The sequence below is a fragment of the Dictyobacter alpinus genome (assembly GCF_003967575.1).
Taxonomy (GTDB): domain Bacteria; phylum Chloroflexota; class Ktedonobacteria; order Ktedonobacterales; family Ktedonobacteraceae; genus Dictyobacter; species Dictyobacter alpinus.
On record NZ_BIFT01000002.1, the window covers coordinates 662,143 to 687,590 of the forward strand.

Genomic DNA, 25,448 nt, shown 5'->3' on the forward strand with positions numbered 1-25,448 from the left:
TTCTTCGCTTCATCACTACTTCTGATGAGCGGCTGCTTACTGGCCCGTATTTGAACGGCTATACTTTGGGTAACTTGCTCGATATCCCAATAAGCGTGCAAAAACAGCGAGTCCATACAATATCTTCAGGGCAGGGGCCGGTAATGGCAATTGCATCGAATTTCGATAGGCTGATGACAGGACCGCGACTTGCAAAATATTAGGCAAGCCTTGCTTATTTGATTTTCCGTCGCGTGCAAGCCCGAAAAGAGTCTCAAAGAACGTCTCCGAATCCAAGGCTGGCCGAAGTGCGACATGAGCAATCAATTCCTCATTACTCTCATTCCACCAGCTATGGCGGGTTCCCGGAGGAACGGAGACTTTTTCTCCCGCTAAGGCATCTGATTGTTTTCCATTAATGCTAAAGCGCATTGTTCCCTTGACAACTTCAAAGATCTCTTCTTGCATGGGATGAATATGCTCAGCGGCTACAGCTCCATGAGGCCTTGCATACAACTCAAAGGCAAACTCCTTGCCATTAGAGGACTGAGCAGTTTGAAGGACGGTGAGACGTTCCCCTGTGACTGGATTATCGATGACATCATTAATTTGCGCCATATGTATTTTCCCTTTTATAATTTGTTGATTCCCTTACTCCTATTCTCAATAGGAGTTACATTACCATCAAGAACGTGCTGTGATAAGCTTGTCTCGACACCATGTTCAGGCTTAAGTATAGTAATTGATTGATAGGGTGTATAGATCATCTGATCCTCGTTTCTGAGTCATTAGCTCATGGAACAAACACGCCCGCTTCGCAGGCTCCTCTAAACAGAAAGCGCTATAAAAGTCTGTCATTGAGCATACATATTTGATCAGTACCACCTTCAGTTCTCCTGATATTAAATTATTGACCCAGGGATAGAAGGCAGCTTGACCCATCTACTCACCTATGATAGGCTTTTTTCTTGCAGTTCCCGAATCATAAATTTACAATCAATTCTTTGATGCAGCCTCACGTTTCTTTCTGCTATACTCAATTTTTCCCGGTAAATCCTTGACAATGTATGAACCAGGAGGGCATATTTTGATTAACTGGTTCAATCAAAAGGGTGGATGGAATCTCCAGGTGCCCAAAATGGAAGCGTGTACCCCAGTGTCGTTTGTCTGAAATGAGCCGAAAAACAAACTTCTTTCGTGCTCAAACGTACATTGTAGAATCTGTACTTAACGTTGCTTATATCATTAGCATCGCAATAGCAAGTACTTTATAGTTCTGCACAGCTATAAGTAAGAATGATGGAGGGATTCTTAATGGAGATTGGACGCGAAGATCGTGCGTATTGGCTGTCAACATTACGCCGAATTGCGGAGCCAGTGCTGGTGGTGACGGCGGCCCGACGCTTGCATACCAGCATGCCGCTTGAGGGCAGTGGGAAAGGGTGGGAAGTGGGAACGAATGAGATCCATCGACCAGAATCGATAAAACAGCCAGTATAATGTCCTCAACTTATTGATGAATGAAGAGCTTATCATGCTGCATCCAGAATCGCTACATTGGTATCATATCCGCATCAGCAACATAGGATTAAACTTTGAACTCCATACATTGCTGGCAGACGCACTCATTGGTGATCCGAAGCGGGGGTGGCTAGCAGGCACAAGACCAGATCCACGCGTAGTGGCAGCGGCGAAGGATGGTCCATTCCCTTTACGTGACGACCATGATTATCAAAATTTTCCCCATGCCGAAGGCTCATTTAATTTATGGAACTGGCGGGGACTACAGCCCGATGGTCGCTTACCGTCAGGTTTTGAAAAGAGGGAGCAGTGGATCGGGAACGAAGGTCAGCCAGCAGAGATCGAACCATTTGAAGGAACACGCATCATCTTATTGGGCCCCCTTCATTACGCACAATCCTGGAATGCAGGACGCTATTTTCCTCAGCTCAAAGGAGAACTTGAGGTGCTGGAAAAATTATCAGAACAACAAGCGAGGCAATGGCTGTCCGGAATTGCGACAGTTGTAGCGGACGAATAATCATCAGCAGTCACTTATTGAGCAAAGGGAGAAACACATGGATGAACGAGACGCGCCAGGGGTTGGTGAATGTTCCTTTATCGATAGGCAAGCTATAGAAGAAAAACCCACACACACGGCATCGAAGGGAACCGGGTCAGCATCGACACCACGCCCCCAAAGACCCATGCCAGACCTTCAGTTGGTCCGCCTCGATCACGCACCAGCCCTGCTTGCATTCGAGCAGGAGAATCGGGCCTACTTTGCGGCGTCGATACCGGATCGTGGAGATGAGTTCTTCGCTGATTTCGACACACGGCATGCGCAACTGCTCGCGTGGCAGGCCGCCGGGACGGACTACTTCCACTTGCTAGTGACCACGAGTGGCGAGGTAGTGGGGCGGGTGAACCTGGTCCAAGTAGCGGACGGGGAGGCGGAACTCGGGTACCGAATCGCGCAAAAGGCGGCGGGGCAAGGGCTGGCCACAGCGGCGGTGCGTAAGATGCGCGAGCTCGCCACCACAACCTACGGACTCATCAGGCTACGTGCGAGGGTTACGCTGGACAATCCAGCCTCACGTACGGTGCTTGAACACAACGGCTTCATCGCCGGAGGTTCGCTCACGCTCAACGGCAAGCCAGCCATATCCTACATCTGCGAGCTCCAATAACGTGATGCACTCGCTGCATGACCATCCGTCAGGGCACGAACAAGAACGAGGGTACAGCAGTACACAAAGTGCTCGTGTGCTGCTGGAGCACACGAGCCAATAATATTGACAACAATACATCTATTGGGTATACTTTGAATATTGGTCGACCAGTAGACCAATTAGGCAATAAAAACAATGCATAAGAGTGTGCAGATATGCATTTCTATCTTGTCCAGGACACCGATGTCTTGATTCAGAGAAGAGGTTGTTATGCAACTCACTGATAAAGTTGCCATTGTGACGGGCGCTGGCCGAGGTATTGGGCGAGCCATCGCTTTAAAGCTTGCGCAGGCTGGTGCTCATATTGTCGTTGCCGAGTATGTGGCTGAACAGGCTCATGCTGTAGCCGCTGAAATTCGCGCACTGGGTGGCCAGGCGCTGGCCGTGTCTACGGATGTCACGCAAGAGTCATCTGTAGCTGAAATGCTTGCCCAGACGCTTGAACACTTTGGCACCGTCGATCTCCTGGTGGCAAACGCTGGTATCCAGCGGCGCTATTTTGTTCATGAACTTCCTTCTCCTGCATTTTCGGAAATGCTTTCTGTCAATCTTCTCGGTGTCTTTCATAGCTGCAAGGCCGTGCTCCCTACATTGTATGCCAGGCGAAGCGGGACAATCATCATTGTTGCTTCTGATTCCGGGAAACATGGCTATGCCCACAACGCAGCCTATTGCGCCAGCAAATTTGGCGTGCTTGGTTTTATGGAGGCCCTGGCAGATGAGGCACGCGCGTATAAAGTGCGCGTAAATGCTATTTGCCCGGCAGGCGTTAAAACAGCTATGAGTTCTGCAACCCCCAAAACGGATGGCAGTCCGCTCGATACGCGCTACTTTATGGAGCCAGATGAGATCGCTGATGTGGCGCTTTTCCTGGCGACACCCCAATCACGCGCCATTCATGGCCAGTCCTTACAGGTCTATGGTGGCGTGGACTATCAACTTTTGTAGACCTTTTCTTTTACGTTCTCTTCAAAAGAGATTTTTTAGTTTTCGGTGGTCAACCGGTTGACCAATTTTAAGATCTGGCATGATTCGTTTGCCTGAACAACCTTTTCTCAGCCATCTATGATCCGCATCATAGCTATAGTCAGTACCTGGCACGTGAGAGGTGGGCTTTCTTCAGAAAGATGACCTCTCACGCGCCAGGCCAGAACAAGAAACAGGTTAAAGCTGCATGCTTGAACGAGTTGATCATATTGCCATAGCGGTCTGGGATATTGAGCATGCCCTTCCCTACTATGTCGATACGTTGAAACTTTCTATCGCCGGGGATGAACTTTTGCCTGAAGTAGGGGTACGTCTGGTTTATCTGGACGCCGGCAATACGTTTATCCAGCTGGTGCAGCCAACAACTTCGCCCTCTATTACGCAGTTTCTGCAAGAGCGAGGTGAAGGCTTGCATCACATCTGCTTTGGCGTACAGACTATTCCAAAGGTGCTGAACTACCTGGGTATGGAGAGCCAGGCCGGTATTTTTCTGGGAGGACGTCAACGCCTATGTACGTTTATTACCCAACCGCCTAACAATATCCAGATCGAGTTGACTGAGAATGCTCCATATGCCGAGTTTTCTTCTCTAGAGAAAGCGTAGCCTGCTATCTTGTCTGATTGACTGGTTATTGATGCCTTATCTGAAAATGGATATGATCGTTGAAAAAAGTGACAGTCTGCTGATGTACCACTATCTTAAACAATGCCTTTTCTCTCAACTGGTACGTACGAGAGGGAGCGATACGTTGACGCTTTCGCGTATGCGTCCAGGCATTTCAGCTTTTTGACCCGAGAGATCAGCATTTTTTCGTCGCGTCAGAGGCATAGAAAGCATAGTCTGCGTGCAAACAGTGGCACGGTACCTGGATGATAGGTCTCGTGTCAAAGGAAGGATATTAATGAGTAAAACGGCCACATGGGAACAACGTCTCCAGCAAGATCGTCGACGGGTCATTGTTCTGGACGATGATCCAACGGGGACGCAGAGCGTCGCAAATGTTGAGGTGATTTTACGCCCGGCGTTGCTGGCCTATCGACGCTTTTTCAGCGGAAGCGAACGCGCTATCTATGTTCTGACAAATACACGTGCGCTCAAACAGGCAGAGGCGGTGACGCTAATCAGGCGTATAAGGGATGACATTCAGCAGGCGGCTCGGGAGGTGGGGGAAGAGGTGAGTATCCTACTACGCGGCGATTCCACCTTGCGGGGACATATTTTTGCTGAGATGGATGTGCTGGCCGAGGTAAATGAAGATGCGGTATTGCTCTTTGTACCAGCCTTTCCCGCCGGTGGGCGCATTACATTGGATGGCGTGCATTATCTGGTGAATGAGGCGGGCAAAGTACCTGTGGCGCAGACAGAGTTTGCCAGGGATACGACCTTTGGCTATCACAGCGAGCAAATGGTCGATTGGGTCGCGGAGGTAGGCCAGGGAAGAAAAGCACTGTCGCTCCCTCTCATGCAAATACGCGCTCAGGGTCCCGCTGCGCTGACACAGATGCTGCTTGAAGCGCCTGCTGGCACAGTGATTGTCCCTGATGCCGAAACGCAGGACGATCTAGAGAGTCTGGCCTGGGGACTGCTGGATGCCGAAGAACGCGGTCGCCCGGTTGTGGTACGTTCAGCTTCATCCTTTGCTGCTCTGCGCGCTGGACTACGCTCGGTCGTTCGACAGCCATCGTTGCCTGATCAGGAGAGCCGCGTGCTTGTTGTCTGCGGGTCACATACCGAGGCCAGTTCACGACAACTGGCACGGCTTGAGGAGCGCTCTGCTCCAGTAATAACTATTCCCAGCGATTGGTTGCTCAATGAAGGTCTCGAAAGCGTGGTGCCACATCTGGCGGTCCAGGTAAGCCTGGCATTGGATGAGCAACATTTTGCGATCCTCGCGACCGAGCGTGTGCGTCAGGCCAGGCACAGTGATCTGGCCGCTGGTGCACAAGTTATGGCTGCACTTACAGCTATTGTGGCGCGGGTGGCCGAATACTGCGATGCGGTGATCGCCAAAGGAGGAATCACTTCCGCACAGGTCGCGACCGATGGTCTGTCAGCCACACGTGCCTATGTCAAAGGGCAGCTTGAGCCTGGCGTCTCGCTTTGGGAACTGACGCTGCCAGATGGTCGTACTATTCCGTACGCGGTTATCCCTGGGAATGTTGGTCACGAGCAGACCCTGATAGATGTCGCGACGCAGTTCCAGGCCGCGCCTTTCAAAAGCGTCACGCGCAAGACCGTTCCGGCGCTCCAGCCAATTGAACAAAAATCGCTGGTCGCGGAGATTACCCAGAGGTTGCTGGATTATCTACTTTCTGGTGAGATCAAGCCTGGCAACCGTCTGCCTTCTGAACGCCAACTTTCGGAGGCGCTGGGGATGGGGCGTTCTACTCTGCGTGAATCGCTAAAAGCGCTGACCTTGCTGGGCTTGTTGGAAGTGCGCCAGGGCGACGGAACCTATCTCAAGAAGGCCGATTCCGCGCTCTTGCCACGCATTATCGAGTGGGGACTGTTGCTGGGTGAGCAGAGGACGATGGACCTGATTGAGGCTCGCCAGAAGATCGAGGTGATCATCGCGGAACTGGCTGCTCAGCGCCGCGATTATCGTGCGATTGAAGAGTTGCGCAAAATCATGAAACGTTTACAGCAGGCCGGTTCAGATTATCAAGAGTTCGTGGATGCCGACGTTGCCTTCCACTTGAAGCTTGCTGAGATCGCGCGCAATACCGTGTTGCGTGATATTCTTTCCAGCATTCAAGCTCTGCTACGGGCCTGGATTATTCGTGTGATCGAATCGGCAGGCAATACCGATTTCTCGTATCAGGAACACCTCGCGATTTTTGAAGCGGTAGAGCGTGGAGATGCTAGTGCCGCAGCGGCTGCTATGCAGGCCCACATGGATTCCGCGCGTGGACGCCTGATTAAGACCATTAATAAAGGATAAGGGAGGTTCGCAGAGCAAGGATGGTGGCTGGCGAAATGTGTTGTCAGAGCTGACGGGACAAGTACAAAGGAGCTAACACGATGAGAGCCTCAATTATGGATGCCCCGCATTCTATGCGGGTAGGTACCTGGGAAGTACCTCAAATTGGTTCAGAGGATGTCCTTGTCCAGGTCAAAGCAGCGGGCCTCTGCGCTGGAGATATGTATTTCTATCTGGGGAAAAATCCCTACGCGCAGTATCCCCAGATTTGTGGCCATGAAATAGCCGGGATCGTGGCCGAAGTTGGTCCAGCGGTCACTGATCTGGAGGTTGGTACAGCAGTTGTGGTTGAACCTTTTGTCGGCTGTGGCACATGCTATCCCTGCCGCGTGGGCAAAAGCAACTGCTGTGCCAACCTCCAGATCATCGGGGTTCATCGTCCTGGCGGCTATGCCGAGTATGTGACCGCACCAGCGACACATATTCACCGTGTCCCTGCGAATATGTCAATGACCAGAGCATCGTTCGTAGAGCCGCTGGCCATCGGTGTGCAATCCTGCCGACGCGGCGAGGTGACCACTGGAGAGCAGGTATTGGTACTTGGCTGTGGTCCTATCGGTCTGGCAATCATCGAGGTCGCGCTCGCACGCGGAGCCTCTGTCCTGGCAGTGGATACCCTCCCGACTCGCCTGGAAACCGCTGCCAGCCTGGGCGCGGAACCGCTGCCAGCCGGCGAGCATCTCCTGCAAATGATTCTGGATAAGACCAATGGTGAGGGTATGCCCGTAGTTATTGAAGCGACCGGCAATGCCAGGGTCATGGAACAAACAGTTGAACTGGTGGCGGCGGGCGGCCGCATTGTTATTGTTGGCCTGGTCCCTGCCGGTATAGGCGTGACCTTCCCTGGCCTGGACTATACCCGCAAGGAAATGACGGTGGTGGGTTCGCGGGCCTCTGTGAACTGCTTTCCGGAAGCGCTGGAATTGCTGGCCAGTAATAGGATTACCTATCCCAACCTGGCTACCGAATTTAGTCTCTGGGATGCACCCAACGTTTTTGCCACCCTGGCGAAAGATCCAGCGGCTGTCCATAAAAGTGTTTTTCTTGCGTAAGCAGAGAACTATGGTAGTGCTTTTATAGAAGGAGATAGAGATGAAAATCGCTATTGTTGGTGGGGGAGCCATGGGAGGCATCTGGGCGGCCCGCCTGGCCCAGAGCCAGCACGATGTCAGTGTGGTAGATGTCGCGCAAAATCTACTTGAAACGATACGCACGCAAGGTCTTACGGTTGAGTACGCAGGCGAGAGCGTGACCGTCTGGCCAAAGGCAACGGATGCTCCACAGGAGGTGGGGGCGGTGGATGTGGTCTTCTTTTTTGTCAAGGCTCACCATACCGCTTCAGCCGCGCAGATGGCCCGGCCCCTGGTCAATCAGGAGACCACGGTGGTTAGCCTGCAAAATGGCTGGGGCAATGCCGATGTGCTGGCACAGTTCTATCCCGAACATCAAATTGTCGTAGGCGTGACCTATCATAGTGGGACGGTGCTGGCTCCTGGACGCGTAGGGCATACCGGCAAGGGCGCGACCTACCTGGGTCCCTATAGCGCGAGCGCGGGCCTGGAGCGCACACATGTCGTGAGTGCTCTGTTAGCCGGTGCCAGTATTGAGAACACCCCCACCGCGGACGTAAAAACAGAGATCTGGAAGAAGCTTATCCTGAATGCCGCCACCCTACCAACAGCCGCCCTGACGACATTGCGCGCTGGTGAGCTTGGCCAGGCAGGTGAGATGCTGGATCTGGTCGATGCCGTGACCACGGAGTCGGTGACGGTGGCCCGGGCGCTCGGTTACAGGATTGAGTTGCAGGAACGCGTCGAGCGCATTCACGCCGTACTGGCTGGTGCAGGGACAGGCAAACCCTCAATGCTGCAAGACGTCGAGGGCAGACGTAAAACTGAAATCGAGGTCGTCAATGGCGCGGTCGTTAAGGCCGCGCAGGAACTTGGCGTAGATGTGCCGCTGAATCAAGCCTGCGTGGCTTTGGTTCATGGCCTGGAAAGAAGCTGGCAGCGATGAGCACACGTATCAAATTTCTGGGAGTAGCGGGCTACGAAATTGCCTGGGGCGAGCATCGTATCCTTATCGATCCCTACTTGAGTGGCAACCCTGATTCGCCTATTCACCATGAAGACCTGGCCACGCCCGACGTTATTCTGGTCTCGCATGCCGCCTTTGATCACTTCGGCGATACCTTCGCCATAGCGCAACGTACTGGCGCGCCGGTTGTGTGCGGCGGCGATGTTCGTAATCTGTTACTGGCAATGGGCCTGCCATCCGAGCAAGTGCGCGCAACGGTCTGGGGACTTGTTACCAGGGTTAATGGGGTTGTTATTCAGCCCGTTGAATGTCATCACTGGTCGCAGGCGCAACTGCCCAATGGTCAGTGGATCGCCGGGGTGCCCATGGGCTTTATCGTGCGTACTGAGCCTGATGTCAGCATCTACCATTACGGCGATACCGCTATTTTTAGCGATTTACGCCTGTTGGCTCAGCTCTACCAGCCAACCGTTGGCCTGCTCGGCTGCTCTCAACCCCAGATCCTCTTGCAGCAAGTACCCGGGCCAGGCGAAATTCTCACCGGTGAAATGTCGCCACGGGAAGCCGCGCTGGCCGCAGAATTCCTGGGACTCAAACTGGCTGTGGCTTGCCATTATCTCGATGTGGAGCAGCAACCCTCAGAAGCCAGCGATGTGGCGGAATTTTTGGATGCGGTGAAAGAGTACGACACAACTGGCAGCCGCCAGGTGGTTGCACCAAAGGTTGGGGAGACGCTGGTGCTTGATGGTACTACTTATAGATTGGAGTAATTGACTGTGAGACTGGTACGTTACACCCATGCGGGTCAGATTGGTATTGGGGTCAAACTACCTGCTGGCATTGCGCCTACAGGTTATAGCGATATGTTGACTTTTATCCAGGCTGGTGAAACAGCTTTAGCAGAGGCCCGCTCCGCCGTCAATAGGAACAAAGTATTGCCTGATTACCGTGAACTGGCACCGGTTCCCAATCCTGGGAAAATTCTCTTCAGCGGCATCAACTATCGCAGCCATCTTGAAGAAAATCCCGCAGCCATCCTGCCGACCTATCCGCAGTTTTTCGCCAAGCTTCCCTCATCGGTGATCGGGCCGGGTGAGGCTATTCGCTTGCCCACGCCAGAGAGCCAGGTGGACTACGAGGTAGAGCTGGCGGTGGTGATCGGCAAAAAAACGAGCCATATCACGCGAGAAAATGCACTTGAGTCTGTCTTCGGCTATACGATTGTAAATGATGTGAGCGGGCGGGATGTGCAGTTTATCGACAATCAGATCACAACCGGCAAGGGCTTTGATACGTTTTGCCCACTGGGACCAGAAATTGTGCTGACCGATGAAATTCTTGATCCCTCCCAGCTACATGTTGCCAGCTACGTCAATGGTGAGCGTAAACAGTATTCGTCCACTAAGGATATGCTCTTTACGGTTGAAGAGCTTATTACGTTTCTTTCGGCGCATATCACCCTCTACCCCGGTGATATTATTTCAACAGGTACTCCAGCTGGCGTCGGTTGCTTCCGCCAGCCACCGCTCTACCTCAAGAAAGGTGATGTTGTTGAGGTTGCGGTCGAGGAAATTGGACGCCTGATTAATCCAGTGGAGGTCTCATGGGAGCAGTAGAGAGCTGGGTGATCCGTACGGGATCATCTCAACCACCTCCGGTGTGCCGACAACTGCACGCTGGACCACTGATAGTCACGCTGGAGGAGGGCGCGCTGCGTTCGCTTCGTCTACACTCACAGGAGGTCTTGCGCGGTCTCTACGTGGCGGTACGCGATCATAACTGGAGCACGATCACTCCCCGCTTTCTCTCGTATGAGGTAGACGAGGATGAGGATGCGTTTCAGGTGCGTTTTAGCGCCGAATATACCGGTGCCGAGGTCGATTTTGTGGGCCATGGGACGATCAACGGCAGTCGTGCGGGCGAGATTACGTTTACCTTCGATGGCTGGGCGCGGCGCACTTTTCGTAAGAATCGTATCGGCTTTTGTATCCTGCATCCCATGGAGCTGGCTGGAACCGCGCTAGAAGTTGAGACGCCGACCCAGACGCTTCACAGCGTTTTTCCTGAACATATCGCGCCTCACCAGCCATTTAAAGATATCGTTGCGATGCGCTACGTTTGCTCGCCTGCTCAGGCGGATGGGCCAGCGATCAAGATGGAACTACGCTTCGACGGCGAGCTTTTTGAAATGGAAGATCAGCGGAACTGGACCGACGCTTCCTACAAAACCTATTGCACCCCATTGCATTTGCCTTATCCCGTTGAGCTTGCGGCGGGAGAACATGTTACGCAGAGTATTACCCTGCGTCCGTTGAGCTATCCTACATTGCAGGCAGGCCAGACCTTCCATCCCACAGAACAGTTAAACGTCAAGGTCAGCACGGAGAGCGCTGGAGCACTGCCCGCGCTCGGATTTGGGCTGGCTCAACACGCGGTTGCGCTCAGCCCTGCTGAGATAGACTACCTGCGCGCTTTGCGCCCGGCGTATCTCTGGCTGGAGCTGAACCTGGCGCGGCCTGATTGGGAAGAGACGCTGAGCCGGGCGTGGAATGACACGTCTCTGCTGCAAACGGAGCTGGAACTTTCAGTAGTGTGCGATGCCGAGGGTCAAGAACTGAATTTGCTATTTAGCAAGCTTGGCGATCAGCGGATTGCTATCGTGCGCCTCTGCTGCTTTGAGCGTTCTACACACGTTACCACCAGAGCTATGCTGGAACAGGCCAGGGTATTGCGGTCGATTATGGGCCTGGATATGCAGCTTGGAGCGGGCAGTCGCGCGAACTTTGCCGAGTTTAATCGCGCGGACCTGCCTCTCGATCTTGCCAAACTGGCGAATTATCCCATCAATCCTCAGGTCCATGCTTTTGACAACCTCTCGCTTGTTGAAACACTCCAGGCTCAGGCTGTCACTGTCAGCAACGCACAACGTATTGCGCCAGGTTTGCCCCTCAGCGTCGGCCCGGTGACACTTAAACCGCGTTTCAACGCGGCAGCCATCGCTCCCGAGAACCCGCAGAAGCAAAATAGCATCCTGGCCTCTGTTGATCCACGTCAGAGGTCGCTCTTTGGCGCTGGCTGGACCGTGGGCAGTTTGCATCATCTAACCGGCACGGGCGCGCACTGGCTAACGTATTATGAAACGATCGGTTGGCGCGGTTTGCTGGAGCAAGAGCAAGATACTCAGCCACGGGACTATTTTCCCTCTGTGCCCGGAGCACTTTTCCCGCTCTATCATGTGTTCGCCGATGTTGCAGAATTTCACCATGGTGATTTGCTGGCCGTAGAGCTCAGTAATGCCGTTGCAGTGGAGGCGCTGGCTCTCCGTCAGGAGCGGCGCGTGCTGTGCCTGGTCGCCAATCTCACCCAGGCCCGGCAATCTATTCTTCTCACTCTCCCGAATATCACACAGGTATTCGGACGCGTACTGGACGAAACCACAGCCCAGGAGGCAATGTATGCACCCGCGCATTTCAGACAGAGCAAGTGGCCACTCGAGTCAGACCAGCCAGGACAATTCACCATCGATCTTCTCCCTTACGCGATTCTGCGTGTGGAAGGAATGGTAGAGGATAAAGAATAATGCTGACATCTTTCACAGAACTTTTACGCGCAAATCAAGAGCGCGGCACCGCCCTGGGATCCTTCACCTGCTATACATTCGAGACCGCCGTCGCTGTGGTACAGGCCGCTCAGCAACGGCAGCGCGGGGTGATTTTGCTTATCAGTGAAAAATCCTTTGCCGCTCCTCAGGGTATCTATCTCGTCGCAGGTCTGCGAGCGATCGCGGAACAGGCCCCAATTCCTGTCTGCTTGCAACTGGATCACGTCAGTGATCTCGCGCAGATTGAACGAGCCTGCCAGATGGGAGTGGGTAGCGTCATGGCCGATGGCTCGCGATTGACATTCGAGGAAAATATGACCTTTGTGAGCCAGGCAGTCGCACTTGGCAAGAGCTACGGGGTCGAGATAGAGGCCGAGTTGGGGCGCGTTGAAGGGAACGAAGATATCGCCAGCGCGGCGGCGGCGGGCGCGTTTACCGATCCTAAACAGGCCGCGCTTTTTGCTGAGCGCGCGCAACCAGCGTGTCTGGCTGTCTCGATCGGAAACGTTCATGGTATCTACCGCCATCCGCCTCAATTAGATTGGCTGCGTTTGCGCCAACTGCGTCAGTCCACGACGCTGCCTCTTTCCCTGCATGGAGCATCTGGCCTACCGGATGAAGATCTTCGACAGGCCATCAGGTTAGGTATCGCGAAAATCAATGTCAACACTGAACTACGCGCTTCCTATTTTGACTTGCTGCATCAGCAACTTGCGGCGATGAGTTCTGGTCTGCGCCTGCTTGAGCTTCAGCACTTGCTCATTGAAGCCCAATATCACGTTAGTCAGAGCAAAATGCAAGTATACGAACAACAGGCATAAGGAGCTTCCTCGTTCCAAAGAGAAACGCCATCGCATTCAAGGATGGCGTTCCGTTTATCTAGTCGCTTTTGATTTAGCCTTGATGGAAAAATCGCGCGAATACCAGCCCTGTATTTCCCCATGTGCAAGACGAATGCGGAGAAAGTTGCCATTGTCAAAAGAAAATTTCTTAATGAAAGAAGTAGTGATATGCAAAAACACTGCCGATGATGATCATGATTGCAAGCGAAACCAGGATAGATGCTTGCCTGGAAAGCTGCCATTTATCAGAAGGGGAATCTTTGCTCAAGGGACTATGAGCTTGCGGTTGTCTTGTACGCTCTAAAATTTTTGCTATCACCATAAACTCCGCCCGTTGTCTGAGAAGGTCCATCATATTATCCATTATTTTTACCTTATGTTCTATTTACCTATGCCAGACATATTTCATCTATAACAAAAACATACCTCAGCTATCATAGCGATTAGCTATTAAATATATAACATATTGCGATAATAATGTCAAGTTATATTAGCATGAAAAATCATATTACACACCTCACGCATGGGATGTGTGCCCATCCTTGGAAAGGATTGCTTGATATACGGGGTCGTGCCAAGAAATGTGGCAGTTCCATATGAAACCCAATATGTTTTGCCCATTAGGCACTATGAAGATTCAGATACTCGCGAATCGTGCGGCGGGCCTGCACGACATCATATTCTGGTGGAAGAAGGGTCAACGTCTCGTAAATCAACTGGAAGCAGGTCGCAAGACGATGAGTGGCATTCTATGAAGTCCACATTGTTTCGACTCGTTCCATGAAGTGTTCTGGTTTGAACTCCAATGTGGCTGTCGTCTGCTTGATCCACTTCCACTCCGGTTCCCATTGATGATTGATGGCGAAAAGCACCCGCAAGAGTTAGTGAAGCTCTCTGACGAGGATCTCTGCCAATCTCCACGGTTCATGGCGGTCAAGCAGTGCCCCCCAGCCGGTAAGCAAATGGGGGAATTTCCATAGTTCTGTCGCGTCAGCCACCAGACGATGTGCGAGAGCGGGAGGATACTGCAGAAGTTGGCGCTGCCATCGAGAGAGATGTCCTTCGCTACGAAGGATCAGTGCATGGGTGATAATTTCTGCAAGGATCAGAACCGCAAGTTGCTTTGCCACACGATAGCGAACATGGCTTGCTGGTGTTGCAGTCAGCGGGAGAGTATCTACGGATTTGTTCAATGGTTGTACCTCTCTTTGACAGTGAGTAAATGTGATAGGTCAGACGGGCCTTTTTAGGGGTGACTTTTCGTACACACCCACATATCACACACTCAACAGCAGTAACGGTAGATTGCGTGAAGCGACCAACTTCAAAATCGAGGACCGAGTCTGCTCGGGAACATTTCAGCTCATGTGCCTCTCACGCTTCTCCCCCTACCAGATCGTGCGCCAAGTCGCGATCTCCAACGCGTGAAGACATGTGATGTTTTTCTTTCGTGGATGGGGGTGGGGAAAGGAGCTGCTGTAAAGGCTCTTGCCCCACGTTCCAAAGAGATAATGTGCTTCTCTAGCGTTGCATCATTGTTTCGAGTCGTGCTTTGGTAGAAGGCCATTCGCTTTGAATAATGCTGTAATAGACCGAATGGCGGTAGGAGCCGTCAGGCATAATGAGATGGTTACGCAAGACGCCCTCTCTGACCGCGCCTAAGCGCTCAAGAGCCTGTTGTGACCTGGTATTGAGATGGTGCGTTCTAAATTGGACACGAATGGCCCTCCAGACCTCAAAAGCGTGGGACAGGAGCAGATACTTGCATTCGGTATTGACTCCCGTGCGTTGGACTGAGGGAGTAAGCCAGGTCCAGCCAATTTCTAATCCATGGTCCTGAAGCATAAAACTGTGGTAGCGTGTTTCCCCTACAGCACACCCTCGTTCGAGACTGAAAATAGTAAAAGGCTGGCACGCCCCAACATGCTGACTTTGGAGAACAGACGCGATAAGCTGCCTCATTTCTGCAAGAGAACCAGGTTGCGAAACAGGCTTGTAGGTCCACAAACCTGGGTCTCGACTGGCTTCGTACAACTCACTGGCATGTTCCATCTGCAACGGTTCCAGACGCACGAGGTGCCCTTTTAGTGTTACTGGCTCGACCTTTATCATGAATCTGCCTCCTGTCATGAAAATCTTCATCTCGGTCCAGTGTAACATATGTCCTAACGGAATAACCGATTGTCGTCACAATCCTGGTTATCTCCATCTTCCCCTCGCCCGAGTCTAGAGAAGGCACAATTTGAGGCTGGGCACGGCGCGAGAAGAGGAAGCGAGCTTCCTCTATTTGCTTCCCACACCAAGCAATAATTCTGCCGAAGCCACCAGGCCATGAGATCCCTCAAACTGGCTCAATGCCTGTCTCACCTCCCCTAACAGGTGCTGCTGCTCAGTTTTTCTGAGCTGCCCCATTACACCAGCGGTCAACCTACTTGCTGTCGATTGCAGGAAAGTATCGAGCGAAGCATAATGAGACTGAAATGGAAGAGCATGGGTGATGACCTCGGAAAAGCCAGCTCCCGTGAGTTCCCGCTCAAAGACTGTCGGATCTGAAAGTATTCATGAGGCAGAACTTCCCTCATGTCATGATTGCCGTTATGCCTTGAGAACATCAAAATAGTGATTTTGTCCCTCATCCTCGTACTCGCTCGTCACAGAGAGGCCAACGGTTGAGAGCAGCTTTCGGTACTCTTCGGCTCCAAGGGAACGTGATTCCAGGCCCGTCATCACATCGTTCCATATGAGTGGTTCCGAAGGCGATGTAAACAGCAGGTGTCCACCTGGCACGAGTATGTCGGAGATTCTTCGTATCAGGTGCCGTTGATCTTTAGGAGAAAGCAGGAACATGAGCCCCCATGCCAGGACACCATCGAACGTTCGATGAAAAAAGTGAGAATCTTGGACAGCTTCGCACACCACAGGGATGTTTGGAAGATTGCGTCGGAACGCCTGAACGAAAGAGGGGGCTGCATCCACGCCAAAGACGGTCAGCCCTTCGGCGACCAGAATCTCGGTGATGGGGAAACCAGGCCCGCAACCCAGATCAAGAACAGCAGCCCGGCATGGAAGCGTTTGTGCCCACTTTCGCACGACATTCGCACCAACACCCGTCAAACGGCCACTGCCACGGCGGGCCAAAAACTCTGCTGCCACACGTTCATATCCATTTGACCGATCCATCATGGCTTCATATCCTCCTTGTTCCTGTTGCTACAGTACAGCGAGATGAGGGGAAATTTACCGGTGCGATGGTGTATCGTTCTTTTTCGGTAAGATCGCACTTCCAGGTCAATTGAAGGGGAGTCCATCCCTTCGCGTATCCTCTCCTGCACTGCAAGTAGCAAGGTTTTTCATGACGTAAAAGATATAGCACAATTGTCCATATTTATTGCATAATACAACGATATAAATGTACTCTAGTAGAGAGAGACATACGCGTATCATTCTCGTAAGACACGCTCATACGAAGACCTGATCTACGTGACAAGGGTTCTATGAGCAGCAGTATGTATATTTGTCATAGGGGGTGGTAACGTGTCATGCTCTTTCTCCATCATACAGTCATACCAGATTCCGTATGACGTTGTTATCACACGGATGAAGTGCCGGAGAACGATCGAGGACATATTATGAGGATACATCCTTCGAACGTGAACGCAGCCCCTCTAGCAATTCATTCCTTTTGATGTGTTTTCAAGGAGGAAACAATCATGAAGCGTGGAATACGAACAGTTGCATTGACAACCAGCTTTCTTGCCATTATAGCAATTATGCTGGTAGCAAACTGGCAGGCGCATAAAGCATCCGCGGCACCCAGCGCTGGGACATCCGCCGTTGTCTCCATCAACGCGGGTGGTGATGCCATCGATTCATTTGGGCCAGATAGATATGCCGGCGATATTGAAGGCAATAACGCAGGAACGACCACCTCAACCACCAATTCCATCGACACCAGCGCGCCCAATGCCGCGCCCGAAGCTGTCTATCAAACGGCTCGCGTATGTGATGTCGATACTACCTTTGGCTGCCAGTTTACCATTTCAGGCCTCAATCCTGATGGTACGAATACGATCCAGGCAGGTGCCAACTACACTGTTCGCCTGCACTTTGCTGATTTCGAGCAGACCCAGCCGGACCAGCGCAAATTCAATCTATGGATTGGCGACAACCAGTACCTGACCGATTTTGACATCGTGGCTGAGGCCGGTGCTCCGAACACAGCGATCGTCAAGGATTTCACCGTACTCTCCAGCAGCATTCATGGTGTCGGAGCGATCAAGATACGCTATGCGAAGGGATCGGTTGGACTGCCACAGATCAACGGTATCGAGATTCTCCCCGTCCAACGCGAGCCATAACCATCCGTTTTCCGGGTATGTAATCAAGACTCGCGCAACCATCCTCAATTGCGTATGGGCACCTTCAAGTTTTTGGAGAGCGTTTCTAGCTGCGAAGAGATACTCGTGCTCGATGAGCTTTAAGTGAGTTGAGAAAAGCCAGGAACGGGGTGATCGGTCGTCTCAAAGAAGGGCCGATCACCCCAAATGCATAAACGATACAACGGCATTAGTGGCCGCGCTAACAATACAGGATGACCCACAGCAATAGCTCAATCTGACCTTCCCAACCCCGGTGGGGTTGTTGGACGCATTTGAGGGGGATTTCGCAATTGCCCGAGCTACCCAGCTCTTGCGAAATTGCAAGCTAGTGCTCCGTCAGTCCATTCAAGCTAGATGACAAACAATTCTGCCCTGTAACTCTGATTGGATCACAATAAGGCGGTTCATCGACGGTGAAACATCTTGAACAAAAAGAGCTCCGAACGGTTGCGACGCCTTTTGGCGAGTGCCAGGTGATGATGTCTTCTTCTTTTCCATTGATTTTACTGTATATGAAGGACTCATTAGCAAGCGACCAATATACAATTCTCAAAGAGAAGTATATCAGATAGGAAGGGAGAAAAAAGGCTGGCGAGAAGTGCCTCCGTTTTTGGAGAGTTATCGGTTTTCCTCATATGGTTGAGTTGTATCTTATGGGTGCCCAAAAACTGTCTTGACTTTTGGATCGCCATAGCTATACTCGAGAATATGAAGAAAAAAATCGGAAGCAAAGCATGCATCCCAAACCCGGCGCTTGATCCTTTTCAGGTTTTAGTGGGCGAATGGCAAACCATCGGGTCTCATCCCTACCTTCCCGATGTCACATTACATGGCCGTACCACGTTTAATTGGCTTGAGGGCGGCGCTTTTTTGATCATGCATTCAGAGATTGACGACCCCCACTTTCCTGATGGGATCGCTCTTTTTGGCAGCGACGATATGGCGAAGACCTATTTTATGCTTTTCTTTGATGAGCGTGGCATCTCAAGAAAATACGACGTAACCATGACAGGAAATCAACTCAAGTGGTGGCGCGACGAACCCAGTTTTTCTCAGCGCTTCACTATGATCATCGAAGACAACCACAAGATGGTCAGTACGGGTGAAATGTCACGAGAGGGAGCAGCCTGGGAGAAGGACCTTGCACTGACATATGTGCGAGTACAGTAACTCATGAGGAAAAGTCGTCTTGTCTGGAGGTAGGTAGAAAAGATCATGGAGAAGCATTCATCTGAAATCAAACCGGAATCATGGCTTGTTTCGGCAGGCCGCAGTTCCGAGCCTGGCGCTCCACTGAACGTCCCGCTGATCCCCGCATCAAACTTTATCATCGGGAAGGGACGTGAATACTCACGCGATGATGGTACTGCGACCTGGGAAGCACTTGAAGAAGTCGTCGGAGGGCTTGAGTCTGGGAAGGCCGTGGCGTTTGCCTCTGGCATGGCTGCCATTGCCGCAGTATTTGATCAGCTTGTGGTGGGTGCCGTTGTGGTGCTACCAGATGATTGCTATCAAGGAGTTGCAGGCCTTGCAGCAGCAGGCGCTGAAAAACAGCGTTGGTCGGTGCAACGCGTGGCGGTGGATGATACCGCTGGTTGGATTCACGCCTGTAGCATCGCCGACCTCATCTGGCTTGAATCCCCCTCAAACCCGCTACTCACGGTAGCCGATCTGGAGGCTGTCTGCTCAGCACCACGCAAACCGGGAGCAATCGTCGCAGTGGACAACACCTTCGCCACGCCTTTGAATCAGCAGCCACTTGACTTTGGTGCCACGGTATCTCTACAATCAGCCACCAAGTTCATTGGCGGCCATTCTGACTTATTAGCAGGGGTTGCCACCACAAAGGACGATGCTCTCTGGCACGCTCTGAGAAAGTCCCGTGAACTCACTGGCGCGACACCAGGAACGTTTGAGGCGTTCCTTGCCGTCCGTGGTGCGAGAACCCTCGCGCTTCGACTCCAACGAGCCCAGCAAACAGCCATGGTGCTTGCGGAACGACTTGAAATGCACCCGCAGGTCACGCGTGTCCGGTATCCAGGCTTGTCCTCACATCCAACGCATGCGACCGCCAGACGCATGCTCAAAGGCTTCGGAACCATTATTTCGTTCGATCTGCTTGGAGGGGCGGAGTTTGCTGATGCGGTCTGCCAGAACATCAGGCTCATCCGCCATGCCACCAGTCTTGGAGCCGTGGAATCAACAATGGAACGAAGAGCCGCGGTCCCAGGACAGGGACATCTTCCCCCTTCGCTCCTCCGGCTCAGCGTTGGTATCGAGGACGCCGACGATCTCTGGGCTGATCTCGACTCAGCGATACGCTCTGCCGCTCAGTAAAGAGAAGACATGGGGCTTATTTTCCCCACGTACCTATCTATACAGAGGCTCTAGCCAGGGAAATCAGTTGGAACCCCATGCATGCCAAGGGTGAACGAGAGTTCGCCGCCGTGATGCATGTCATGCTCCATCACGTGCCCTACCACCCAGGCGCGCGACAGGTGGACCTGTTTGCCGTCCAACTCATCAGGAAAGGTTTGTTGCATGTCGGGGGGACTCCAGCGAGCCAGACAATCCGCGATGAGTTGCCAGGTGAGGTCGAGACCTTGAGCCAGTTCGGTTGCGGTTGTCACGGGTGTTCCCTGTCGCAGCGCACCCTCGTTTCGCTTCAGGTACGCACTCATCTCCTCGTCAAACTCTTCTCCCAGGGTTTGAATGAACCAGCCAATACGGGTCCCGATGATATGTATGGCGTTCTCACCCACAGAACGCAGGTGAGGCGCGGCACGCAACGCCAGCTGTTCAGCGGTAAGCGGCGTGATCGCCCCTTTGACGTGCTCATCATACTCTTTCCAGATAGTGTAGTACGTCGTGAGGGTAAAGTTGTCTTCAGCCATAGCATGTGCTCCTTTTTGCTTCTTTTCTCATAGAGTATCATGAAAAGCGGGCAGTTTATGCCCGCTTTTCATAGGTTCTACTATTTGCAATCTATGGACGGAAACCTTTCCCGAACCCAAAACACATACCATCTGCCTGATACTTCAAGAAACCGTCCGAGGAGTTGCTTGAAGATAGCCAATAATAGGTTTGCGAAAAATGAGAAGGAATGTACTTGTAAAGACTGGGAGAAGTAGCCAGAACGATAGCTCATCTGGTGTACTAATACCTTTCAAGAAACTCGTCGTAATAAAACTAAACTGGTTATACCAAAGGCTTAAACTAATGAGAAGAAAAAACAAGTGCAAGCTCATATACGTTGCAAGTGCACTTTTTGTACTGAGGGAAAAAATTACAATGCTTAAAGCGATTAAAGGCAAAAATTGTCTCATGAAAACATACGCAAAAAAACTTCCTGGGTATGCAAGCTCATGAACCCAGAAGGGGTAGGAGAAAGCAGGATAGACGAAAAAAACTAAAAGTGAGATGATGCGCAGAGTGATCCGAAATTTGCTCGAAAACGCAATTATTTGCATCTTTTTCTCCTTGATGTTATCTATTATTATAGCAGTATTATAATAGATAAATTTCAAGATGCACAGCCATTCACTACTTATTTTTGCTCTCTCACGTAGAACCTCTTCTTCTGCTTGAAGAGGCGCAGGCATAGTTTATTGAAGCAGATGATACGAAAGGGAAACACCAATGACGCCTGAGAAGATCCACTTTACGAAAGAAAAAGAAACCATGCTCATGACCTTGAACGGTCGAGCTCTCCAGAGCCAATGGAAGCATCCCATCTTGCGCGATCCGTGGGCAGAAGAAGCCATGCGGCATATCGATTACGACATCAGCAAGCAGTACAGGGGAGTGGGATCGTGGAGCATGTGGAACAAAATCGGATGTACCATCATCGCCACGCGCGCCGCGACCTTTGATCTGCTTACCAACCGTTATCTGGCCGATCATCCGGATGCGATCGTGCTCCATGTGGGTTGCGGTATGGACAGCCGTGTGTTCCGAGTTGATCCACCTGCCAGCGTCCAGTGGTTCGACGTGGATTACCCCGATGTGATCGACCTGCGCCGCCAACTGTTCCCCAAGCGGGACGCCTATCACGTCATCGGAGCACCTCTCTCGGATTTGCGCTGGTTGGACGAGGTGCCACGAGATCGACCCGGGCTCCTTATCGCCGAAGGGGTATTGCACTACCTGAGTGAAACAGACGTGAAAGCGCTCCTGGGTGCGGTAGTCGCTCATTTCCCCACAGGCCAGATGCTCTTCGATATCTGCAATCCTTGGATTGTGAAAAGAGCAGGCTCAAACGTCGGGGGCACAGGTGCAACCTACAAGTGGGGGCTTGATGATCCCCAGGACATCAAGCAACTAGAGCCAAAACTTGAACTGCTCAAGGAATTCAGATCACATGAACTGGTCGCGTTTTCGCGCTTCCCGCTCTGGGTACGCGCACTCTTCCGCATCCAGGAGGTCCATCTCACACTGCGTAGGATGGAACGCATCATCGTTTACCAATATGAGAACGCAGGCTAGTGTTACGCATCGTTCCCATTAGTCTTTGAAGACACCATGTCATGCCTACACATCGCTTGTACCGTCAATTGTGACTCAAGACGGTCCACCAACACCCCGGTGACGAGGGCAAATCCGGAAAGTACGACCCACGGCCAGGCAGGGCCGTAAGCGAAGAAGAAAGTGAACATGATTGGAGCAATGGCGGCGGCGATTGCCCATGAGAACTGATGCACTGCGACATAACGCCCTTGCAAATGTAGAGGGCTGCGTGCTACCGCCAGCGCTATCGTAATGGGACCAGCAATCAGCCCTGCAAGGGTATAGAGAGCGAACGTGCCAAAGATATAAGGAATGAGCAGAGCATGGGTAAGGAGTGGAGCGATCGCGAATAGAATACATCCTATGACCCAAAGCAGACTGGCTACAGCCAGGGCACGTGTCCGACGATAAGCTTCAAAGAAGCGTACCACCAGAGTTTGTATACAGATCGTCAGTAGACTGCCGAAGGCGAACAAGACTCCAATCACCACATTTGACGTGTGTAATGTCTCGGTCAGGTAGAGAGGGAGACCAATGGACAGCAGAAAAGGACAGAGAGCGAAGACGACATTGCAGGCAATCAGCACGAGAAATGGACGATCAGCAAGGACAGCACGGTAGCCACCGAGCCTGGTTGTCTCAGTATCTGGACGAGGCTTGCGTGACGTTTTATGCCAACACAACGAGATCGCCGACAGTCCAAAGCTAAACACGTTTGCCAGGATGAGCACTCGATAGCCGCTATCTCCCCCTAACGTCACGATGAAGCCAGCCAACAGGCCACCAGCCATCGTACCCACACTCTGGGTTGCCCCAACAAAGCCATACCAGCGATCGCGTTCGGTGATATCCGCAACCTCAGCGATCAAGGCAGTGCAGGAGGCGTAGAAGACACGGTTACCGGCCGCCACAAGTAACGTAGTACCGAAAAACAAAGGAATGCTATGCACAATGAGGTAGCCCAGGAAGCCGATTGCCTGAAGAATCTGACTTGCCACAACAAGCGGTTTCCCACCAAAGCGATCAACAAGGGTACCAGTGATCGGATTCATAGGCAATGTCAAAACGGTTGCGAGAGTAAGGGTGACGCCAATTGCCGGAAGGGCAAGGCCAGCGATCTTCTGAAAGTACAGCAGTGAGAAGGGAAGATAGAGTCCAGTGCCGAGTGCGTCGAGAAGGAAAGCCACCACGAGAGCCTCGTGCCCTCGTATCTTTGGGAAACCTAGTCGCCGTGTGATCATGATATACACCTCCTGGAAAGGTATCTAAAGCACACGGGACAGATCCAGGGGTGCTACTTTGCCTCGGCATGAAGATCCTTGATAGGATTTTCGCTGCAAGAGGCGATAAGATTAACATCCTCCCCACGGCTCAAACCGGGGGACGCCAAGAATCACTTCTTGGGTTTCCTGCTTCGCTGAGTCTTGCCCAATTGGGTCTTCACCACACCAGGTCTTATGGACGCTCCACAGGCATTGAGTATTGCAAGCTTCAATTCTACATAAATTGTCCACAGCCAAACAGGTATTTTTGTTCGTTGGCTGGACAAAATCTCAATTTATAGGTTCATTTCTATGTACGCATGTTTTACACTGTATCAGACAATGGGTGAAAAGTCAACATTTAATGATACGCAGAGTGTCTAAAAGAAATACTATACGAGACCGTGTTTCAAAATGCGCGGCATCGATCCTGCGTGACCAGAAGAGCAAGATAGAAGATGTTTTACTCATATCGCTATGCTATGCTACTCACGCTCCACCTCATGGGAGCACGTAATCAGAAGCAAGGAGCAGACAGCTATGACAGAACAGGTATATCCCCTCGCCACGTTTTACAAGCCAGGTTGGGAGAACTATCAACATGCCATGGTCAAAACGATCGCATCCCTTTCCTCCGAACAACTTGCCCGCTCAGTGGCACCGCATGGCGTGTCCATCGGGGAGCTTCTCGCTCGTATGATCGGTACCCGCGTCAACTGGTTCTTTGCGTGGATGGGGGAAGAAAATGCTGCGATGGCCGCTATAGACCGCTGGGCGTCTAGCGATGAGTCAGCTATGCCTGCGGTCGCTGAACTGGTCACGATGTTTGAGGAGACCTGGCACGTGATCTCTCGCGCCCTGGACCGCTGGACTCCTGCGGACCTGGAGCAGCTTATTGCTCCTCCTGCCTCTCAGCAGGCATGGCGACGAAACCATGGGCAAGAAGAAGAGCCATCGCATACCCGCCAGTGGATTGTCTGGCATGTCATGGAACAGGAGATCCATCATGGAGGCGAGCTTTCTCTAGCATTGGGAGCCTATGGAGTGGACAGTTTCTATACCTGGTAAAGTTCGTTGGTCCTCATCCCTGGCCCCGTGCGACGCAAGAGAGCTGTTTTTCCCTCACCAGCACACCTGCAGTGTCGGCATCCGACGGGCGACCACTCAGGCATGGCCACCGTGAATCGGACGCCGCACTACAAGATGGCCACCGTGAATCGGACGCCGCACTACAAGATCGCCGCCATTAAAAGGTCACTACTGATTTGGGTCACCGTGTGGACCACTGGTGCCCAGGTCGTCAGAGCGTCCAGCCGCCAGCCGGGACCACTGGGCGGTGGGGCGCCCATCCGTACGGAACTGGTCGCCATTATTTTTCCATCGTTGTGACCAACCAGCAGGCGATTTTTCCCAGGCTTCCTGCCGACCGTACACAGTCATGTCTAACAGCCCATAGCTGGGAGCCATCACCTCGACGCCGCGATCGGTGGTCCAATAGGTCTCGAACACGCGGTCGCCGTGCCGCAGGTAGCAAATCAGCATGCCAAATCCACGACCGGCAAGCAGGGTGTCGGCAGAATCATGCACAGAGTACCATGGGACGTCCCATCCCATGAAGTCGCGGTAGCGAATACTTTCCTCGTACGGGCCCTCACAGAAGGTGGCATAGGTAACATCGCGAGAATGCAGGTAGGATTGCTCACGAACCTGACCGTTGAAGAAGGTGCAACCCTCACATTGACCACTGGCTGGCTGACCAGAATGCCACATATGATAGTAGACGATCAGTTGCTGGCGTCCCTCGAAAACCTCCAGGAGCGTGACGGGTCCATGTGGGCCAAGAAGCCGGATAGAGGAGTCAACCTCCACCATCGGCAGCAGTCTTCGGGCCGCCGCGATGGCATCTCCTTCGCGGGTGTGCGCCTTTTCCCGCACCAGGAGCTTGTCCAGCTCCGCCTGCCAGGTGGTCCGATCGACTACAGCAGGGCTTGCAGAGGCATCAAAGCCTCTGGCGAAATTGGGTTGATCAGGTGTGCTCATACGTGTTTCCTTTCCCTTTTGTGTTCAAGATGACTGATGGAATAGATAGATTTTCTTGCCATGTGCACGTCTCTCTATTCTACAAGCCGAGAAAGGAAAAAA

The 25,448-nt window shown here is 52.2% G+C and carries 26 protein-coding genes; 17 read left to right on the forward strand and 9 right to left on the reverse strand.

Annotation, left to right across the window (positions count from 1 at the left end; translation table 11 throughout):
* Positions 1-36 precede the first annotated feature (36 nt).
* Positions 37-597 carry a cupin domain-containing protein gene (locus EL633_RS25005; protein ID WP_126630002.1) on the reverse strand — a complete coding sequence of 187 codons (561 nt, stop codon included), beginning with the start codon at positions 595-597 and terminating at the stop codon, positions 37-39.
* A gap of 696 nt (positions 598-1,293) precedes the next feature.
* Here EL633_RS25005 and EL633_RS25010 point away from each other — a divergent pair.
* The 12 genes from EL633_RS25010 to EL633_RS25065 all read left to right on the forward strand — a co-directional run bounded on the left by EL633_RS25010 (position 1,294) and on the right by EL633_RS25065 (position 13,138).
* The gene (locus EL633_RS25010; RefSeq protein WP_126630003.1) at positions 1,294-1,479 is read left to right on the forward strand and encodes a hypothetical protein; all 186 of its coding nucleotides are present in this window, start codon (positions 1,294-1,296) and stop codon (positions 1,477-1,479) included.
* 34 nt (positions 1,480-1,513) lie between these two features.
* Positions 1,514-2,020, forward strand: a complete 507-nt coding sequence (locus tag EL633_RS25015) for a hypothetical protein (protein ID WP_126630004.1) — start codon at positions 1,514-1,516, stop codon at positions 2,018-2,020.
* 166 nt (positions 2,021-2,186) lie between these two features.
* A complete protein-coding gene (locus EL633_RS25020) occupies positions 2,187-2,669 on the forward strand; it encodes a GNAT family N-acetyltransferase (protein ID WP_126630005.1) in 483 nt (160 codons plus the stop codon).
* 252 nt (positions 2,670-2,921) lie between these two features.
* On the forward strand, positions 2,922-3,659 hold the full coding sequence (locus EL633_RS25025) for an SDR family NAD(P)-dependent oxidoreductase (RefSeq protein WP_126630006.1): 738 nt from the start codon (positions 2,922-2,924) through the stop codon (positions 3,657-3,659).
* A gap of 226 nt (positions 3,660-3,885) precedes the next feature.
* A complete protein-coding gene (locus tag EL633_RS25030; protein WP_126630007.1) occupies positions 3,886-4,302 on the forward strand; it encodes a VOC family protein in 417 nt (138 codons plus the stop codon).
* 298 nt (positions 4,303-4,600) lie between these two features.
* Positions 4,601-6,640, forward strand: coding sequence for a four-carbon acid sugar kinase family protein (locus EL633_RS25035; protein WP_126630008.1), 2,040 nt, complete (start codon positions 4,601-4,603; stop codon positions 6,638-6,640).
* 80 nt (positions 6,641-6,720) lie between these two features.
* A complete protein-coding gene (locus tag EL633_RS25040; RefSeq protein WP_126630009.1) occupies positions 6,721-7,731 on the forward strand; it encodes a zinc-binding alcohol dehydrogenase family protein in 1,011 nt (336 codons plus the stop codon).
* Positions 7,732-7,771: 40 nt separating this feature from the next.
* A complete protein-coding gene (locus EL633_RS25045) occupies positions 7,772-8,695 on the forward strand; it encodes a ketopantoate reductase family protein (protein ID WP_126630010.1) in 924 nt (307 codons plus the stop codon).
* Positions 8,692-9,486, forward strand: a complete 795-nt coding sequence (locus EL633_RS25050) for an MBL fold metallo-hydrolase (RefSeq protein WP_126630011.1) — start codon at positions 8,692-8,694, stop codon at positions 9,484-9,486. The genes EL633_RS25045 and EL633_RS25050 overlap by 4 nt, the downstream gene beginning before the upstream one ends.
* 6 nt (positions 9,487-9,492) lie before the next feature.
* A complete protein-coding gene (locus EL633_RS25055) occupies positions 9,493-10,332 on the forward strand; it encodes a fumarylacetoacetate hydrolase family protein (RefSeq protein ID WP_126630012.1) in 840 nt (279 codons plus the stop codon).
* Positions 10,320-12,296 (forward strand): D-apionate lactonase family protein, encoded by a 1,977-nt coding sequence (locus EL633_RS25060; RefSeq protein WP_126630013.1) that lies wholly within the window; start codon positions 10,320-10,322, stop codon positions 12,294-12,296. The genes EL633_RS25055 and EL633_RS25060 overlap by 13 nt, the downstream gene beginning before the upstream one ends.
* Positions 12,296-13,138: a class II fructose-bisphosphate aldolase gene (locus EL633_RS25065; RefSeq protein WP_126630014.1), complete on the forward strand. Its 843-nt coding sequence runs from the start codon at positions 12,296-12,298 to the stop codon at positions 13,136-13,138. Before EL633_RS25060 ends, EL633_RS25065 begins: the two co-directional genes overlap by 1 nt.
* Before the next feature lie 169 nt (positions 13,139-13,307).
* On the opposite strand, the gene EL633_RS25070 is transcribed toward EL633_RS25065, so the two are convergent.
* From EL633_RS25070 to EL633_RS25085, 5 genes are all read right to left on the reverse strand, one after another.
* Positions 13,308-13,523 carry a hypothetical protein gene (locus tag EL633_RS25070; RefSeq protein ID WP_126630015.1) on the reverse strand — a complete coding sequence of 72 codons (216 nt, stop codon included), beginning with the start codon at positions 13,521-13,523 and terminating at the stop codon, positions 13,308-13,310.
* Positions 13,524-14,040: 517 nt separating this feature from the next.
* Positions 14,041-14,352, reverse strand: a complete 312-nt coding sequence (locus tag EL633_RS25075) for a hypothetical protein (RefSeq protein WP_126630016.1) — start codon at positions 14,350-14,352, stop codon at positions 14,041-14,043.
* Between the two features lie 328 nt (positions 14,353-14,680).
* Positions 14,681-15,271 (reverse strand): GNAT family N-acetyltransferase, encoded by a 591-nt coding sequence (locus EL633_RS25080; RefSeq protein WP_126630017.1) that lies wholly within the window; start codon positions 15,269-15,271, stop codon positions 14,681-14,683.
* Positions 15,272-15,442: 171 nt separating this feature from the next.
* Complete coding sequence (locus EL633_RS37900) at positions 15,443-15,571, reverse strand: hypothetical protein (RefSeq protein ID WP_281275931.1); 129 nt, start codon at positions 15,569-15,571, stop codon at positions 15,443-15,445.
* 183 nt (positions 15,572-15,754) lie between these two features.
* The gene (locus EL633_RS25085) at positions 15,755-16,342 is read right to left on the reverse strand and encodes a class I SAM-dependent methyltransferase (RefSeq protein WP_126630018.1); all 588 of its coding nucleotides are present in this window, start codon (positions 16,340-16,342) and stop codon (positions 15,755-15,757) included.
* A 527-nt stretch (positions 16,343-16,869) separates the two neighbouring features.
* On the opposite strand from EL633_RS25085, the gene EL633_RS25090 reads away from it, so the two are divergent.
* From EL633_RS25090 to EL633_RS25100, 3 genes are all read left to right on the forward strand, one after another.
* The gene (locus EL633_RS25090; RefSeq protein ID WP_126630019.1) at positions 16,870-17,517 is read left to right on the forward strand and encodes a malectin domain-containing carbohydrate-binding protein; all 648 of its coding nucleotides are present in this window, start codon (positions 16,870-16,872) and stop codon (positions 17,515-17,517) included.
* A gap of 729 nt (positions 17,518-18,246) precedes the next feature.
* Positions 18,247-18,708, forward strand: a complete 462-nt coding sequence (locus tag EL633_RS25095; RefSeq protein WP_126630020.1) for a DUF1579 family protein — start codon at positions 18,247-18,249, stop codon at positions 18,706-18,708.
* Between the two features lie 45 nt (positions 18,709-18,753).
* Complete coding sequence (locus EL633_RS25100; protein WP_126630021.1) at positions 18,754-19,875, forward strand: trans-sulfuration enzyme family protein; 1,122 nt, start codon at positions 18,754-18,756, stop codon at positions 19,873-19,875.
* A 50-nt stretch (positions 19,876-19,925) separates the two neighbouring features.
* Here EL633_RS25100 and EL633_RS25105 read toward each other — a convergent pair whose 3' ends face one another.
* Positions 19,926-20,432 carry a DinB family protein gene (locus tag EL633_RS25105; RefSeq protein WP_126630022.1) on the reverse strand — a complete coding sequence of 169 codons (507 nt, stop codon included), beginning with the start codon at positions 20,430-20,432 and terminating at the stop codon, positions 19,926-19,928.
* Between the two features lie 793 nt (positions 20,433-21,225).
* Here EL633_RS25105 and EL633_RS25110 point away from each other — a divergent pair.
* Positions 21,226-22,023 carry a class I SAM-dependent methyltransferase gene (locus EL633_RS25110; RefSeq protein ID WP_246039335.1) on the forward strand — a complete coding sequence of 266 codons (798 nt, stop codon included), beginning with the start codon at positions 21,226-21,228 and terminating at the stop codon, positions 22,021-22,023.
* Positions 22,024-22,025: 2 nt separating this feature from the next.
* On the opposite strand, the gene EL633_RS25115 is transcribed toward EL633_RS25110, so the two are convergent.
* Entirely contained in the window at positions 22,026-23,285 is a 1,260-nt protein-coding gene (locus EL633_RS25115) for an MFS transporter (RefSeq protein WP_126630024.1), read from the reverse strand.
* A 561-nt stretch (positions 23,286-23,846) separates the two neighbouring features.
* Here EL633_RS25115 and EL633_RS25120 point away from each other — a divergent pair.
* Positions 23,847-24,374, forward strand: coding sequence for a DinB family protein (locus EL633_RS25120; protein WP_161982420.1), 528 nt, complete (start codon positions 23,847-23,849; stop codon positions 24,372-24,374).
* Positions 24,375-24,563: 189 nt separating this feature from the next.
* Here the strand turns inward: EL633_RS25120 and EL633_RS25125 are convergent, their stop codons facing one another.
* Positions 24,564-25,346: a DUF899 family protein gene (locus EL633_RS25125; protein ID WP_126630026.1), complete on the reverse strand. Its 783-nt coding sequence runs from the start codon at positions 25,344-25,346 to the stop codon at positions 24,564-24,566.
* Positions 25,347-25,448: the final 102 nt, after the last annotated feature.